Origin of the sequence: Actinoplanes sp. M2I2 (assembly GCF_023544445.1) — a bacterium.
GTDB lineage: Bacteria > Actinomycetota > Actinomycetes > Mycobacteriales > Micromonosporaceae > Actinoplanes.
This window is the reverse complement of sequence record NZ_JALPVJ010000012.1, coordinates 264,909-278,894: the sequence shown is the minus strand read 5'-3', so window position 1 is coordinate 278,894 and position 13,986 is coordinate 264,909. Positions and strand designations below refer to the sequence as shown.

The window sequence follows — 13,986 nt, the reverse complement described above, 5'->3', positions numbered from 1 at the left end:
CCGATGGAGCCGCCCGCCCCGGCGCTGGGCCGAGGCCGGCTCGAGAAGGCGGCTTCGGTGAACGAAAGAAGTATCAGCGGTGAATGACCGGGTATAGCTGGTTGCCATGCGACCCCCTTCGTCGGACGAGCGTCAGGAGCACGCGCTTCACGTGCGGCTGGCGGTGGCGGCCGCCGTGGCGGTCGCGCTGCTGGTGCCGTTTGCCGTGCTCACGGCCATGGTCGTGGGCGGGGTGGACTGGCTGCACCGGGTCGACCAGGACGTCAGCGTGGCCGTGCACGACTTCTCGTCGGCCCACTCGGCGCTCGTGGACTTCATGTGGGCCTGGTGCCTGGTGTTCGATCCCTGGACGTGGCGGCTCGCGGCCCTCGGGCTGGTGATCTGGCTGGCCCGCCGGGGCGCCCGGTCGCTCGCGTGGTGGGTGGGCATCACCATGACCGCGGGCGGCCTGCTGGGCGTGGTGCTCAAGGTGATCTTCGAGCGCGACCGGCCGTCGTTCCTCGACCCGGTGGCCACCGCGGTCGGCTATTCGTTCCCGTCCGGCCATGCCCTCAACAACGCGCTCGGCGCCGCGGTCGTCCTCGCGGTGCTGCTGCCCCTGACCCGGCACCGCCCGCGGTGGCGCCGGTGGCTGATCGGGGCCGGCCTCGCCATCCCGGCCGTCACCGGACTGTTCCGCGTCGGGCTCGGGGTGCACTGGCTGAGCGACGTGCTCGGCGGCTGGCTGCTGGGCCTGATCGTGGTGGCCGCCACGTCGGCCGCCTTCGTCGCCCACCGCCGCCGGCGGAGCCCGCAGCTGGCCGGCGCGGGGGTGGCCCGGGAGTAGCGATCGGCGTGACTGGGTAGACACCGCCGACATGCCCCCGCTCATAGCGCAAACCGCCAAGCGCCTGCTGCTGCCGGTCACCGTCCTCTTCGGAGTAATGGTCGGTCTCGGCCTGCTGGTGACCCGCGTGGTCGACCACGCGTGGCCGCTCACCGCCGAGGACGACCTCAACCGATCCCTCGAGGCGAACCGCGACGCGCCGCTCAACGTGATCAGCGAGATCGTCAGCCTGATCGGCAGCACCCCGGTCATCATCGCCGTCACCGGGGTGGCCGCCTTCATCCTGCGGGTCAAGCTGGGCCGCTGGCGCGAGCCGCTGTTCCTCTGTCTGGGCGTCACCGCGCAGGCTCTGGTCTTCTTCTTCACCACGCTGGTCATCAACCGCGAGCGCCCGGGCGTGCACCGCATGGACGACTCGCCGCCCACCTCGAGCTTCCCGTCCGGCCACACCTCGGCCGCGGTGGCCCTCTACGTCGGTTTGGCCCTGCTGCTCTTCACGCTGCTGCGGCGCACCTGGGCCAAGCGCGTGGCCTGGCTGCTCGTCCTGATCCCGGTCGGCGTCGCGTTCGCCCGGATGTACCGGGGCATGCACCACCCGACCGACGTGACCGCCTCGTTCCTCAACGGCATCACCTGCGTCGCCATCATGGCCCGCCAGATCCTCAACCGGGCGGTCGACTGGGTCGTGCCCCAGCGCCTGCGGGCCGGCCGGCAGCGGGTGGCGCACTGAAGAACGCCTTGTCCGGTGGGCGCCCGGCGCCCACCGGCAAGCGTCAGAACTCGCCGGACATGAGGCCTTCGAGGGTGGCCCGGGCCCCGCGGGTGTGCAGGCTCAACAGGACCGCGGTGTACGTCGAAACGAACCGCTCGTCGTCGGCCAGGTCGCCGAAGAGCTCGCGGTTCTCGATGAACGCGGTCGGCTGCTCACGCTGGCGCAGGGCGAGGGCGTTCAGCTCGTCCCGCAGGCGATCGACGATCTCGATGGGCCGGCCGTCCTCGTCGGTGCCCTCGTCGTAACGGGCCCACGACGCCACGACGGCGGTGGAGAGCAGGATCTCGCCGCCGCTGTCCAGGTTGTGGCGGATGACCGGGAGCAGCCACTTCGGGATGCGGTCCGAGCTCTCCGCGCACAGGCGGGCCACCGTGTCCTTCACCTGGTCGTTCGAGAACCGTTCGATCAGCTGGTGCTGATACTCGTCCAGGTCGATGCCGGGCACCGGCTCCAGCGTCGGCTCGGCCTCACGCTTCATGTAGGTGAGCAGGAAGCGGGCGAAGACCGGGTCGCGGGCCACGTCGTGCACCAGGCGATAGCCGGACAGGTAACCGAAGTAGCACAGGGCCTGGTGCGAGGCGTTGAGCAGGCGCAACTTCATCAACTCGTACGGCTCGACGTCGGGCACCACCTGCACGCCGGCGTCCTCCCAGGCCGGGCGGCCGTCGCCGAAGCTGTCCTCCAGGGCCCACTGCGTGAACGGCTCGCACACCACCGGCCAGCCGTCGTCGACGCCGAAGTGCTTGCGCACCTCGTCGCGGTCGTCGTCCGTCGTGACCGGCGTGATCCGGTCGACCATGCTGTTGGGGAAGCGGACGTTCTCCTCGACGTACGAGCCCAGTTCCGGATCGCGCAGGGAGGCGAACGCGACGAAGCTCTTGCGGGCCGCGTCCCCGTTGCCCTGGATGTTGTCGCAGCTCATGATCGTGAAAGGCGGCGTCCCGGCGGCCCGGCGGCGCTGGACCGCGGCGGTGATCAGACCGAACGTCGTCCGCGGCTGGTTGGGCAGCGCCAGGTCGTGCTGGACGTCCTTGGTGTCGGCCATGAACTCGCCGGTGACCGCGTTGAAGTTGTAGCCGCCCTCGGTGACGGTCAGCGACACGATCCGGACCTCGGGCGATGTCATCTTGTCGATGACCGCGCCCGGGTCGTCCGGCGCGTACAGGTACTCCTTGATCGAGCCGATCACCCGCGCGTCGAGGGTGCCGTCGGGCGCCTTGACCACCAGGGTGTAGAGGCCGTCCTGCGCGTCGAGCACCTGCTGCATGCGCCGGTCGCCGGGCATCACCCCGACCCCGCAGATGGCCCAGTCCAGGGCCTGGCCGGCGTTCATCAGCCGATCCAGATACATCGCCTGGTGGGCCCGGTGGAAACCGCCGACCCCGAAGTGGACGATCCCGGTGCGCAGGGCGGCGCGATCGTACGACGGGACGGGCAGGTCGGCGGGGAACTGGGACAGGGTCCCGGCGTTGAGGGGCAGCATGGCTCTTCCTCCCGGCAGTGGTTCGCAGGATCTCCCACAGCATCGCACTGGATGGTCCAGGTCACGGGCGTCCGACCCGAAGGATCTTGTGCACGCCACGGTCGCCCCGGACGTCCCGCCGCGCGGAGCGCCGCACGCCACACCGGCGCCGGGATGACCGAGTTGCCACTTCCCATGCCCGTTTTCCGTGGGCCGAACCAGCGGGAGAACCCCCGGGGCGTGCCGATCCGGAGTGCGACGGGCGTCGATAGTCCCTAGGCTGCGGTGGTGTCCCGACCCCCCACGCCCAAACTGGTCACCAAGGCCACGCTGGTGACCGTTTCGCACGCGATCGAACGAGCCGCCCTGGCCGCCGCCGAGGACGGCCCGATGCTGGTCGTCGCGTTCTTCCAGCGGCTGCCCTACTTCGAGCGCGAGCGTCAGGTGTACGAACGCATCGCGAACTCGGCCGCGATCACCGTCCTGGGCCTGGTCGCCGACAACGCCCCGGACCTGCCGGCCGGTACCCACCTGGTGCCGCTCGGCGAGAACGAGGCGTACGCGCGGGAGTGGACCGTCCTGGTGCTCACCCCCCGCTTCGGCGCCGTGCTCGAGGCGTACGACCGGGAGCAGGTCGACGGTTCGGCGCAGACCCTGGAATCGGGCCGCCTCTTCGACGCGTCCTGGAGCTTCCGCCGCGACGACGCGCTGCACAAGGCCCTGTCGGTGCAGGCGGCGGTGGCCGACCGGCTGTCGCCGGGCGCGCGCGACGCCTTCGCCGGGGTGCTGTCATATGTGCGGGACGTGCCCGCGGGCGCCGGCGAGACCCGGGCCGACGCGGTGCTCGACCTGCTGGTCGAGCGGACCGAGCGGGTGGGGACCGAGCTGGCCCGGGCCCGCCGGCTCGGCGCGACGCCGGACGGTTCCCCGGTGAGCGACCCGGACGAGGTCCGCCGCTGGTCCGGCACGGGCGGTGTCACGGCCTCGGGCACTCTGCCGGTGGCCATGCTGGCCGTCCGGGTGCCGGCCCCTCATCAGCTGCCCGAGCAGGCCGGCCGGCGCACCGGGGCGCTGCGCAACGAGGGTCTCATCGCGGTGCTGAGCGGCGTGCTGCGCGACATGGACCGGATCACCCGGCTCGGCGAGAACGACTTCCTCCTGATGCTGCCCGCGCTGGCCTTCGACGACACCGTGAAGCTGTCCCATCGCCTGCACGCCGACCTCGCGAACGCCGCCGCCCACAACCCGTTCCTGGCCGGCACCGCCCACATGGTCGTCCTGTCCACCCGACAGCGGCCGTTCCCGGAGGGCCGTATTCTCGAGGCCCTGGCCTGGGCCGAGCGCGAGGGTGTCCCCGTGGCCCGGCTGGACTGATCCCGCGCTTGAGGCCGGTCGACGGCCGGCCGAAACGGAAAGGACTTCCCATGCAGACCCGCGTCCTCGGCACCGACCTGCGTGTCTCCGCCCTCGGCCTGGGCGCCATGGGCATGAGCCAGAGCTACGGGCCCGGTCCGGGCCGGGACGACAACATCGCCCTGCTCCGCGCGGCGGTCGACCACGGTGTCACGTTCTTCGACACGGCCGAGGTGTACGGGCCCTTCGTCAACGAGGAACTCGTCGGGGAGGCCCTGGAGCCCGTCCGCGACCAGGTCGTCATCGCCACCAAGTTCGGCTTCGCCTTCGACGACGAGGGCAACCAGACCGGGCTGTCGAGCCGGCCCGAGCACATCAGGCGGGTCGCCGACGCCTCGCTCACCCGGCTGCGGACCGACCGGATCGATCTGTTCTATCAGCATCGCGTCGATCCGGACGTCCCGATCGAGGAGGTGGCCGGCGCCGTCCAGGAGCTCATCGCGGCCGGCAAGGTCCAGCACTTCGGGATGTCCGAGGCGTCCGCGGCCACCGTTCGCCGCGCCCACGCCGTTCAGCCGGTGACCGCCCTGCAGAACGAGTACTCGCTGTGGTGGCGGCGCCCCGAGGCCGAGATCCTGCCGTTGTGCGAGGAACTCGGCATCGGCCTGGTGCCGTACAGCCCGCTCGGCAAGGGGTTCCTCACCGGCACGATCGACGCGAACACGAGCTTCACCGAGGGCGACATCCGCGGCAGCATCCCGCGTTTCGACGCCGAGGCCCGCCGAGCCAACCAGGCGCTGGTCGACCTGCTCGGCACGGTGGCGGCCCGCCGGGACGCCACCGTGGCCCAGATCGCGCTGGCCTGGCTGCTCGCCCGCCGGCCGTGGATCGTCCCGATCCCGGGCACCCGCAAGCTGAGCCGGCTCCGGGAGAACCTGGCCGCGGCCGACGTCGAGCTGTCGGCGGACGACCTGAGCGAGATCGAGACCGCCGCCGCGGCGATCGAGGTGCAGGGTGCTCGCTACCCCGATCATCTGGAACGCCTGACCGACCGCTGAGCGAGCCGGCCGGCCGGCCGGTCAGGGTTCGGCGGCCAGCTTGAGCAGGCTCTGGATCTGGGACTGGCGCCGGCTGGTGACGTTGGCGCCCAGGGTCCGGGCCGGCGGGTGCGCGCCGCCGGAGACCTCCATGCGGGCCGTCTCCACGCAGTTGCCGAGGTGCCCCAGGAGCAGCGTGACCGCCGTACGGTCGAAGGTCCGCCCGGTGGCGGCGCGCAGCTCGCCGATGTCCGAGGGGCGCAGGCTGTGCACGTCGCCGTGCCCCGCGTGGGCTCCGGCCGAGGGGTCCGCCGCCAGCGGTTGCCGCCAGTCGCGCAACGAGCGCTCCATCGTCGCCGACTCCTCCCGCCACTGGGCGCGCAACTCCGTGGCCAGGGTGCGCAGGCGCGGATCGGCGGCGCGCTGCTCGGCCAGCCCGGCCACCTGGTCGCCCTCGTCGATCTGGGCCAGGCCCATCTGCAGGAACATCACGTCGGTCGCGTTGTAGGGCGGCGCCGTGGCCTCCGGCGGCGAACCGCAACCGGAGGCCAGGACTACAGCCAGCGCGACCGCTGTCAGCTTGCGGCCCACAGGGCGGGGACGTTCGGCGGCTCCCAGCCGGCCAGCGCGGTGTGCGCCTGACGGCAGGTGTACGAGCGGCCGTTGTAGGTGACGACGTTGCCGGGCTGGTACGCCGCGCCGGCGCGCCACGTGCCACCGGCCGGCGGCTGCGTGGTGGGCGGCGGGGTGGTGGTCGGGGGAGTCGTCGGCGGCGTGGTGGGCGGCGGGGTGGTCGGGGGTGTCGTGCCGCCGCCGATGTTCAGGTCGACGCAGGCGTAGAACGCCATCGCCGTGTCGGCGACGTTCCACCGGGCCAGCACGGTCTGCCGGCCGCTGAAGCCGCGCATGTTGACCGCGTGCGACTTGGTCGCCCCCGGCTGCGCGCCGCCGTCGTTGAACGAGGCGAGCTGCGTGTTGCCGATGAAGTACTCCCACGTGCTGGTCGAGTGCCGGGCCGTCAGCACCCAGTTGAAGGTGACGTTCTGCCCGACCGACGCGGCCGGCCAGTTGCGGCTGTTGTCGTTGAGCACAGCGAACCGGCTGCCGCCGCCGTTGCACTGCTTCGAGCCCTTCGCCGCCTCGACGCTCTGCGGCTCGTAGACGATGTCGCCGCAGTTGGCGACGGCGCCGCTGGCGCAGTTGGCCTGACGGCTGGGCGGGGACGAGATGTAGCCGTGCGCCGAGGCCGGGGAGACGCCGACGGTGAGGGCGGCCGCGGTGGCGGCGACGGTCAGTGCGGGAAGGGTGAACCTGCGTCGCATGAAGAGACTCCTTCGCTTCATGGGGGGATGACCAGGCGTTCAGGGGGTGGTGATATCGACCAACATAAGTTAAAGACTGTTAACAGTAAAGAGGTCTGCCGAGTTCGGCCTTTTATTAAGTTCTCGGTGGCGGAGCCGATAGAGAGGTCGTGCGCGATATCCATGAGGTGCTCGACAGCCGGGCGGTCTTCAGCCTCTTCCAGCCGTTGGTCGAGATCTCGACCGGCCGGGTGCTGGGCTACGAGGCGTTGAGCCGAGGACCCGCCGGCAGTCCGTGGGAGCGGCCGGACCTGCTCTTCGCGGCCGCCCGGGAGGTCGGCCGGGACAGCGAGCTGGACTGGATCTGCCGCGCCCGGGCCTACGAGGGGGCGCTCGCCGCCGACCTCGACCCGGGGCTCACCCTGTTCGTCAACATGGAACCGTCGGCGGCGCGGACACCCTGCCCGCCCGACCTCCTCCCGATGATCGAGCGCGCCCGGCACCGCCTGCGCGTGGTCACCGAGATGACCGAGCGGGCCATCGCCGGCGACCCGTCCGGCCTGCTCGCCGCGGCCGCCGCGTGCCGCACGGCGGAGTGGGGCGTCGCCCTCGACGACGTCGGCGCCGACCCGATGTCGCTGGCCCTCATGCCGTTCGTGCAACCCGATGTGGTCAAGCTCGACATGGCGATGCTGCACGCCCCCGGCGACCCCCACACCGCCACGGTCGTGGCCGCGGTCGCGGCGTACGCGGAAGCCAGCGGCGCGGTCGTGCTGGCCGAGGGCATCGAGACCGAACAGCACCTCGCGATCGCCCGCACGATGGGCGCCACCGTCGGCCAGGGCTGGCACTTCGGCCGCCCCGCCGTGCTGCCCCCCACCTCGGGCGGCGGCGCCACGCTGCCGTTCATCCCGCCGCCCCGCCCCGACGACCGCACCCCGTTCACCATCGTGGCCGCCCACCGCCCGGTCGGCACCGCGACCAAGGCGCAGCTGATGCCGATGAGCCGGCACCTGGAGGCGCTGGCCAACGACGGCGGCGAACCACCGGTGCTGCTCGCCTGTTTCCAGGAGGCCCGGCACTTCACCCCGGCCACCGCCCGGCGCTTCCGCCGCCTGGCCGCGAACAGCCCGCTGGTGGCCGCCCTGGGCACCGGCCTGACCGACGAGCCGATCCCCGGCGTGCGCGGCGCCTGCCTGAGCGAAGACGACGCGCTGCGCGGCGAGTGGAACGTCATCGTGGTCGGCCCGCACCGAGCGGCCGCCCTGGTGGCCCGCGACCTCGGCGACACCGGCCCGGACAGCGAGCGGCGCTTCGACTTCGCCCTCACCCACGACCGCGCCCTGGTGATCGAGGCGGCCCGCTCCCTGCTGACCCGCCTGTCCCCGGCCCGCCTGCCGGAGCTGCAGCTCAGCTGACCTTGCCGTTCAACCAGCGCGACGCAGCTGAGGTTGCTTGGCGCACGCGGTCGGAACGCATCCTGTTCGGTCGCGTTCACGGGCCTGGCCCACGAGAAGATCGCGCACGCCGGCATCGTCACCCGAATCGCCCAGCCGGTCGGCGGCTCGGCCGGGACTGTTGTCACTGCGTCAGTCCGTGATCACGACCTCCACGCGCTATCGAGAGCGAGAAAGTGCTCGTCCTGGTCATAGAGCGAGACATAGGCCAGATCGGCGCCGCCCCGCACCGGCGCCGTCGCGGTCAGGCTGACCGGGTAATTCTTGTAGGTGGTGGAGCCGCCACATTTCAAGCTCGTGGAGACCTCAGGGAAATCCTCTTCGGCTCCGGCAATTCGGGCGTTCACCTTGACGCGCATGCACGCTCCAGCGGCCACCTTCAGGGTGCCGCTCACGCCGACACTCCGGTCGTAGAAGGTCGCCGTCCCGGTGAAGTTGCTCGAACCGTAGGAAACCAGGACCGAATCCGTAGGATAAGCGGCCTGCGCCGGGGCGGAACCGCCGAAGACGGCGGTTGCCGCGATTGACGCTGACACTGCGGCGGCGTGGACAGCGGACATGGCACGTCCCATCGATACCTCCAAGTATGTGAATACCGGGAAATACTGGCAGACCGCGCTTGTGGAATCCTTGCGGGGCTACCGCCGGGACTCGCCGGCCGGCATCCCGGTGCTGGGCACCCGCGCCGACCTCGACCGGGTAGTCGCGGACACCGGTGCCGCGGTGGTCGTCTTCGCCGTCGGCAACGCCGAGGCCGGTCTCATCCGCGAGATCCGGTCTCATCCGCGAGATCCGGGAACGGACGGTCGCGCCGGGGCGCGGCTGCTGGTCGTGCCCGAGACCAGCGACCTCGACGCCCGCAACATGCAGGTGACCGACCTGCTCGGCCGGCACCGCGTCGTCGTCGACCACGCGGCCATCGGCGGGCTCCTGACCGGGCGGCGGGTGCTCGTGACCTGCGCCGGCGGCGAGATCGGCTCCGAGCTGTGCCGCCAGATCCAGCGGTACGACCCGGCCGAGTTGATGATGCTCGACCACGACGAGGCGGCCCTGCTCGCCGTCCAGCTCAGGTCGACCCCCGGGCCGAGCTGCACATCTTGACCTGGCCGACGTCGTGCGCGCGGCCGCCGGCGTCGAAGACGATCGGACGCCTCTGATCCGGGGCCGGGTGGTATCGGAGTTGGGGCGGTTCAGCGGCGAGCGGCGACCATCTTTTCGATCTCGTCGACGACGATCTGGGGCTTGTCCTGCGGGATTTCGTGGGAGCTTCCCTTGGCGGTGAGCAGTGTGCGTCCGGGCCCCGCCGCGACGAACGCGGCTGCCGCGTCGCGCCAGCGCTGGGCGTCCTGCGGGGAGCCGTCGAACGGTGTCTTCTCCGACGCGATGTAGGTGACCGGGACGCTGTCTGGCCAGGAGACCTTGTGGTACGCCTGATGGGTGGGACCGAAGTTCTCGGACGTGGCGATGAGCTGCCGGTTCGCCTTCGTCGACGGCTGCTTCTTGAGCGCTTCAATGTGCGGCGTGGTGAGCGCGACGAGGCGCTGGATTTCCTTGTCGGTGAAGAATTGGGGCACGTTGGCGTCGATGAGCACCTCCCCGGACAGCACGCCCGGGTTGGCGCGGGCGAAGTAGGTGGCAACCTCCCCCGCCTGCGAGTGGGACACGAGGACTACATTGCGGGTGGCTCCGAGCTCGCGCAGACCGGCCTGCAGGTCGGAGGCGGCGGCCCGGCCGTCCCAGGGGCCCTTCACCTCGTCACTGTTGCCCAGCCCCGCCCGGTCGTAGGTGATGATCTGTGACCCGGTCGCCTGGGACAGCTGCGGGACGATGTCCTTCCACTGTGTGTGATCCTCGCCGCCACCGGAGTCCAACACGATGGCCGGTGAGTGCCCGGGGGTGACGTAGAACGCGAGGCGGTGCCCGTTGTTGGTGATCATGTGCTGGTCTGCCGCTGGGGCCGAGTTTGCCGGCTCGGCCGCGCTGGCCGAGGCAGCGGGAGTCGGAGCTGCTGGGCCGGTCGTGTGCGCGGGTTTCGGCGCCGCCGAATCGCCGCACCCGGAGACCGCGCCGACTACGGCGACGGGCAGGACAAGGGCGAAGGCGACCCAGCGGAACCGAGACAATTTCCGAGTGGTGCCGAAATCGTTCTGTACAGTCATGGAGGTTATTTTTCGCAGTTTCTCTGCCGCGTTCGATCCTGCTGGCAACCCTCTCGGATGGGGGGTCAGCCCTACCTGCCCTTGCCACGGGCGGAACAGAACGTGTACCCGGACATTGGCCGGTGATCATGGCGATATTGCGGGCATCTCCGAGCCGATAAGTCTGGTGCCGTATCGGTAAAATCTTGTCACGCCGACCGATCTCGGCTGCTGTTGGCCGGCACGAGCACGCCGAATCTGTGGTGTCTCGCGGACCTGCCGGCCTGCGTCGGCAAGGTGCTCACCTGCACAGGCGACGGCAACCTGATCTTCGTCCGCCGGTCCCTGGACTCGATATTCGACCTCCTCAGCGACGCTCTGGCCGGCGGCAGCGGGCTGCGATGGTCAGACTTTGGGACGACCCTTCACGTTGAGGGAAGAGGCTCGATCGGACGGTTCCTTCCAGTGTCACCAATCGGCGCTGAGCAACGTCCTCTCCTTGTTGAACGGAAGGCTCGGGAGTTTGCCGGAAAAGGCGCCCGCCTGCTCGGCGAAGGCGGCATCCATCCGCCACAGTTCCGGTTCGCCGGTGGCCGCCACCCGCCGCAACCATGATGCAGAGTCGCTTAGCTCGGCTCGCTCCCGGCGCAGGACGGCGTTTCCAGCCCGGGTCACCGGTGGAAGGTCGACCACGATGTACGTACCGATCGCGAGGAAGACTCCCAGGCCGAGCAGTCCCAAAGCCTGTAACGACCGATCCGGCTCGGACAAGTGCGGCAGGGTGAGCCCGGAGGCCACGAGGCACCACAGGGCTACCAACCAGCCAGGCATGCCGCACCAGCGCATCCGCGTCTGCTGCCGTGCCGACAGAACCCAACCCCGGCGGACAAGCCGGACACCGACCACCTCCGCCGCGGCTGACACTTCGCTGTCGCGCAACAGGTCTTCGATACTGCTCGGCCCTCGCGCAGCGGTCAGCACCGCGGTGTACAGAGCCGATGCGCCCTCCGGCAGCGCGGTACCGGAGACGGCGATGATGCCGCGGCTGCCGGCTCGTACCATCTGCCGCCGAGCGTGCGCGCGGGACTGAGGAAGCGGTCACGCGGCGTGGCGTCGACGCAGGTTGGGTTCCCGGCCGGGCAGCGGTCGTGCCACAGCACATAAGTGGCCGCTGTCCGCGCGACCTCGACGCGGGAGGTGGAGCCGGCGGCGCTGACGTCCCGTGCCGGCGACCACGAACGCCGTGAGCGCCAAGGCCCAGTCACGTCGAAGAGACCGGAGCAGGGACACGCCTCCTCTCCGACTACAGCCTTGACGTAACGAAAGTCGCGTCCGATCCACGATTTCCTTGAGTGGAAGGGGTGACGAACCGAATACAGCAGCTGGTACCCCCGGCGAAGCCTGGCGGCCAGCAGACCCCTGGAGATCACTCATGACCAGCCGTCAGTTCGTGACCTTCGACGTGGCGAACCAGTTCTTCGGAGTCCCGGTGGAAACCGTGCAGGAAGTCCTGCTCAACGAGAAGTACACGCCGATGCCGCTCGCCCCGGACGGGTGGGGGGGTCTGTTCAACCTGCGCGGTGAGGTCGTCGGGACGGTGGATCTGCAGGTCCGGTTCGGGCGGCCGCCCAGGTCGATGTCAGGTCCGGTCGTCAACGTGGTCGTGCTGGTCGGCGGTGAGCCGGTGAGCCTGCTGGTGGACCGGATCGGGCTGGTCGCCGATCTCGACGATGCGGCGTTCGAGTTGCCACCGGACACACTGACCGGGCCGACCCGGGCGATGATTGTCGGTTCGTACAAGACGGAGGATCGGCTGCTGCTGGTGCTCGATGTCGCCGAATGCGTCAACACCGCTCGCGCCGCAATGTAGACGGGCCGGCGGGACCGCCCGTACTTCTACCCGGCGAGCGGAACTCTTGGATGGGACGCACGGGTTGTCAGTGAGGGAAAATCCGCCGTCGCGGAGCGCACCCGATCAGGCTGGGCCGCAGTGCACTCAGTCGACATCGAGTGTCCGCTTCTGCCGCGATCCGACCGTGACTGCGAGAAACTCCGATGGCGTTCGGCGGCTCCGGGGCACGAGTCAGGGTCGGCGGTCGAGGAACTCGTAGACGTCCTGGGCGTCGACCCCGGGGAACGTGCCCGGGGGCAGGGCGGCCAGCAGGTGCGAGTGCACGCGGGCGCTGGGCCAGGCCTGGCCGGCCCAGCGGTCGACCAGGTCGGCCGGTGGGCGGCGGCAGCAGCCGGGGTCGGGGCAGCGGGACACCGTACGGCGGGTGGTGTCGCCGCCGCGGAACCAGCGCGCGTGCTCGTACGGGGTGCCGACCGTGACCGAGAACTCGCCGGAGCGCGTCGATTCGATGTGGACGGTGCACCAGTAGGTGCCGGCCGAGGTGTCGGTGACCTGGTAGAACGACGAGTACGGGTCGTCGGCCTGGAACACCGTGCGTGAGGCCCACCGGCGGCAGATCGGCTGTCCCTCGATCGCGCCGGTGACGTCGGCCGGGAAGCGCACCCCGTCGTTCTCGTACGCCTTGTAGACGATGCCGCTCTCGTGCACGCGGGTGAAGTGCACCGGGATGCCGAAATGGTGGGTGGCCAGGTTGGTGAACCGGTGGGCAGCCGTCTCGTACGACACCCCGAACGCGTCACGGAAGTCGTCGATGGCCAGCGCCCGGTCGTCCTTGGCCTGTCTCAGGAAGAGCACCGCGAACTTCTCGGGCATGAGCAGCGCCGCCGCGAAGTAGTTGGCCTCGACGCGCTGGCGCAGGAAGTCGCCGTAGCCGGCCGGCTCGGGGTGCCCGAGCACGAAGTGGCCGAGCGTCTGCAGCACCACCGCGCGCGGGTCGTGTCCCCGGCCGCTGGCCACCTGGGGCAGGTAGATCTTCCGGTTGACCAGGTCGGTCACCGAGCGCGTCGACCCGGGCAGGTCGTTCACGTAGTGCAGCGTGAAGCCCAGTTGCGCCGCGATGTCGAGGATGCCGCGCTGGGACAGCGGGCCCGTCGTGTGCTTCACCGATCGCAGGACGTTCGCCGCCGCCAGCTCGATCTCGGCGAAGTAGTTGTCGCGCTCGCGCATGTCGATCCGCAGCTGCGCGTTGGCCCGCCGGGCCACCTCGGGGGTCGCGCTCTGCTCGGTCAGCCGCCGGTTGAGCTCGCGGTGCAGCCCGACCAGCGACTCGAGCGCGTCGGCCGGGAGGCGGCGGCCGCCCTTGACCGTCGGCAGGCCCAGGGCCGCGTACGCCGGTGACTGCTGGAAGTGGGCCAGGTCGATCTCCAGCCCGGCGCGACGGCTGGGCGCCTCGGGCCGCAACAGATCCTGCAGCGGTACGCCGAGCGCGCCCGCGATGGCCTGCAGCACCGACAGCTTGGGCTCGCGCTTGCCGTTCTCGACCAGCGACAGCTGCGACGGCGCCCGGCCCACCGCCTCGCTGAGCTGCTCGAGCGTCAGGCCCTTCGACTTGCGCAGGTGACGCAGGCGCTGGCCGAGCGTCACGAGATCAACTTGATCGGAAGCGGTCACGGGTTTTGACGCTAACAGAAATTCTGCGTTTCTTCTGCTCACAAACGTCTACAGGTGTCCCGATGGAGTCCGCGAAAGTGAAGTTCTTCCATCAGTGACACCAGCGGCACAGGCGAC

The 13,986-nt window shown here is 70.4% G+C and carries 14 protein-coding genes; 7 read left to right on the top strand and 7 right to left on the bottom strand.

The window, feature by feature from the left end; genetic code table 11:
* Positions 1 to 106 precede the first annotated feature (106 nt).
* Together HJC40_RS25905 and HJC40_RS25900 are read left to right on the top strand one after the other, a co-directional pair.
* Positions 107 to 826, top strand: a complete 720-nt coding sequence (locus HJC40_RS25905; protein ID WP_250004415.1) for a phosphatase PAP2 family protein — start codon at positions 107 to 109, stop codon at positions 824 to 826.
* Between the two features lie 31 nt (positions 827 to 857).
* Positions 858 to 1,556 (top strand): phosphatase PAP2 family protein, encoded by a 699-nt coding sequence (locus HJC40_RS25900; RefSeq protein ID WP_250004413.1) that lies wholly within the window; start codon positions 858 to 860, stop codon positions 1,554 to 1,556.
* Positions 1,557 to 1,599: 43 nt separating this feature from the next.
* Here the strand turns inward: HJC40_RS25900 and HJC40_RS25895 are convergent, their stop codons facing one another.
* On the bottom strand, positions 1,600 to 3,081 hold the full coding sequence (locus HJC40_RS25895) for a mannitol dehydrogenase family protein (RefSeq protein WP_250004410.1): 1,482 nt from the start codon (positions 3,079 to 3,081) through the stop codon (positions 1,600 to 1,602).
* A gap of 267 nt (positions 3,082 to 3,348) precedes the next feature.
* Here HJC40_RS25895 and HJC40_RS25890 point away from each other — a divergent pair, with 267 nt between their 5' ends.
* Both HJC40_RS25890 and HJC40_RS25885 read left to right on the top strand, forming a co-directional pair.
* On the top strand, positions 3,349 to 4,434 hold the full coding sequence (locus HJC40_RS25890) for a DICT sensory domain-containing protein (RefSeq protein ID WP_250004407.1): 1,086 nt from the start codon (positions 3,349 to 3,351) through the stop codon (positions 4,432 to 4,434).
* 50 nt (positions 4,435 to 4,484) lie between these two features.
* On the top strand, positions 4,485 to 5,471 hold the full coding sequence (locus HJC40_RS25885; RefSeq protein ID WP_250004405.1) for an aldo/keto reductase: 987 nt from the start codon (positions 4,485 to 4,487) through the stop codon (positions 5,469 to 5,471).
* Between the two features lie 21 nt (positions 5,472 to 5,492).
* Here the strand turns inward: HJC40_RS25885 and HJC40_RS25880 are convergent, their stop codons facing one another.
* Together HJC40_RS25880 and HJC40_RS25875 are read right to left on the bottom strand one after the other, a co-directional pair.
* Positions 5,493 to 6,041, bottom strand: a complete 549-nt coding sequence (locus tag HJC40_RS25880; protein ID WP_250004403.1) for a DUF305 domain-containing protein — start codon at positions 6,039 to 6,041, stop codon at positions 5,493 to 5,495.
* Positions 6,026 to 6,772 carry a lytic polysaccharide monooxygenase gene (locus HJC40_RS25875; protein WP_250004401.1) on the bottom strand — a complete coding sequence of 249 codons (747 nt, stop codon included), beginning with the start codon at positions 6,770 to 6,772 and terminating at the stop codon, positions 6,026 to 6,028. Before HJC40_RS25875 ends, HJC40_RS25880 begins: the two co-directional genes overlap by 16 nt.
* A 149-nt stretch (positions 6,773 to 6,921) precedes the next feature.
* On the opposite strand from HJC40_RS25875, the gene HJC40_RS46230 reads away from it, so the two are divergent.
* Entirely contained in the window at positions 6,922 to 8,169 is a 1,248-nt protein-coding gene (locus HJC40_RS46230; protein ID WP_250004399.1) for an EAL domain-containing protein, read from the top strand.
* A 182-nt stretch (positions 8,170 to 8,351) separates the two neighbouring features.
* Here HJC40_RS46230 and HJC40_RS25865 read toward each other — a convergent pair whose 3' ends face one another.
* The gene (locus tag HJC40_RS25865; protein WP_250004398.1) at positions 8,352 to 8,768 is read right to left on the bottom strand and encodes a hypothetical protein; all 417 of its coding nucleotides are present in this window, start codon (positions 8,766 to 8,768) and stop codon (positions 8,352 to 8,354) included.
* Between HJC40_RS25865 and HJC40_RS25860 the strand changes: the two genes are divergently transcribed.
* A complete protein-coding gene (locus HJC40_RS25860; protein ID WP_250004396.1) occupies positions 8,767 to 9,309 on the top strand; it encodes a nucleoside-diphosphate sugar epimerase/dehydratase in 543 nt (180 codons plus the stop codon). The two genes, HJC40_RS25865 and HJC40_RS25860, sit on opposite strands and share 2 nt — an antisense overlap.
* An 89-nt stretch (positions 9,310 to 9,398) precedes the next feature.
* Here HJC40_RS25860 and HJC40_RS25855 read toward each other — a convergent pair whose 3' ends face one another.
* Entirely contained in the window at positions 9,399 to 10,145 is a 747-nt protein-coding gene (locus tag HJC40_RS25855) for an alpha/beta fold hydrolase (protein ID WP_250004395.1), read from the bottom strand.
* Positions 10,146 to 10,814: 669 nt separating this feature from the next.
* Complete coding sequence (locus tag HJC40_RS25850; protein WP_250004392.1) at positions 10,815 to 11,408, bottom strand: TIGR04222 domain-containing membrane protein; 594 nt, start codon at positions 11,406 to 11,408, stop codon at positions 10,815 to 10,817.
* Between the two features lie 370 nt (positions 11,409 to 11,778).
* Here HJC40_RS25850 and HJC40_RS25845 point away from each other — a divergent pair, with 370 nt between their 5' ends.
* Positions 11,779 to 12,216 carry a chemotaxis protein CheW gene (locus HJC40_RS25845; RefSeq protein ID WP_250004390.1) on the top strand — a complete coding sequence of 146 codons (438 nt, stop codon included), beginning with the start codon at positions 11,779 to 11,781 and terminating at the stop codon, positions 12,214 to 12,216.
* Positions 12,217 to 12,429: 213 nt separating this feature from the next.
* On the opposite strand, the gene HJC40_RS25840 is transcribed toward HJC40_RS25845, so the two are convergent.
* Entirely contained in the window at positions 12,430 to 13,869 is a 1,440-nt protein-coding gene (locus tag HJC40_RS25840; RefSeq protein WP_250004387.1) for an XRE family transcriptional regulator, read from the bottom strand.
* Positions 13,870 to 13,986: the final 117 nt, after the last annotated feature.

Coding starts and splice junctions, on each gene's coding strand:
- HJC40_RS25905 (WP_250004415.1), top strand. CDS start 107: ATGCGACCCCCTTCGTCGGACGAGCGTCAGGAGCACGCGCTTCACGTG.
- HJC40_RS25900 (WP_250004413.1), top strand. CDS start 858: ATGCCCCCGCTCATAGCGCAAACCGCCAAGCGCCTGCTGCTGCCGGTC.
- HJC40_RS25895 (WP_250004410.1), bottom strand. CDS start 3,081: ATGCTGCCCCTCAACGCCGGGACCCTGTCCCAGTTCCCCGCCGACCTG.
- HJC40_RS25885 (WP_250004405.1), top strand. CDS start 4,485: ATGCAGACCCGCGTCCTCGGCACCGACCTGCGTGTCTCCGCCCTCGGC.
- HJC40_RS25875 (WP_250004401.1), bottom strand. CDS start 6,772: ATGCGACGCAGGTTCACCCTTCCCGCACTGACCGTCGCCGCCACCGCG.
- HJC40_RS25860 (WP_250004396.1), top strand. CDS start 8,767: ATGGCACGTCCCATCGATACCTCCAAGTATGTGAATACCGGGAAATAC.
- HJC40_RS25865 (WP_250004398.1), bottom strand. CDS start 8,768: ATGTCCGCTGTCCACGCCGCCGCAGTGTCAGCGTCAATCGCGGCAACC.
- HJC40_RS25855 (WP_250004395.1), bottom strand. CDS start 10,145: ATGATCACCAACAACGGGCACCGCCTCGCGTTCTACGTCACCCCCGGG.
- HJC40_RS25850 (WP_250004392.1), bottom strand. CDS start 11,408: ATGGTACGAGCCGGCAGCCGCGGCATCATCGCCGTCTCCGGTACCGCG.
- HJC40_RS25845 (WP_250004390.1), top strand. CDS start 11,779: ATGACCAGCCGTCAGTTCGTGACCTTCGACGTGGCGAACCAGTTCTTC.